This window comes from Duganella vulcania (assembly GCF_009857655.1).
Lineage (GTDB): Bacteria > Pseudomonadota > Gammaproteobacteria > Burkholderiales > Burkholderiaceae_D > Rugamonas > Rugamonas vulcania.
Map to the genome: position 1 here is coordinate 1 of NZ_WWCX01000286.1, position 528 is coordinate 528.

General features: G+C 75.9%; 1 protein-coding gene. It reads left to right on the forward strand.

The window, feature by feature from the left end:
• The coding region (locus GTP90_RS36020; protein WP_161087960.1) for a glycosyltransferase at nt 1-528 on the forward strand (528 nt) is incomplete at both ends.

A 528-nucleotide genomic window follows, 5' to 3' on the forward strand; every position in this document is an offset into this window, starting at 1 on the left:
CCGGCGCCGCGCGCGGCCGCCTCGACCGCATGCTGCACGCCACCTGCCGCGTGTACCGGCGCGCGCTGACGCTGGACGCCGACATCATCCAGCTGCACGATCCCGAGCTGCTGCCGGCCGGCCTGCTGCTGCGGCGGCGCGGCCGCAAGGTGGTGTTCGACGCCCACGAGGACGTGCCGCTGCAGCTGCTGGGCAAGCCCTATCTGACGCCGCCGCTGCGGCGCCTGCTGTCGGCCGCCTACACCCGCTTCGAGCGCCGCGCCTGCGCCCGGCTCGACGGCGTGATCGCCGCCACCCCCGCCATCCGCGACAAGTTCCTGCCGATCCAGCCCGGCGCGGTGGCCATCCGCAACTATCCGCGGCCGGAGGAATTCGGCGCCGCCGCCTGGGACGGCCAGCCGCTGCAGGTGTGCTATGTCGGCGGCCTGAGCGCGCTGCGCGGCATCGCCGAGCTGGTGCGCGCCTGCACGCTGCTGCGCACGCCGGTGCGCGTGGGCCTGGCCGGCCGCTTCAGCGAACCGGGGCTGG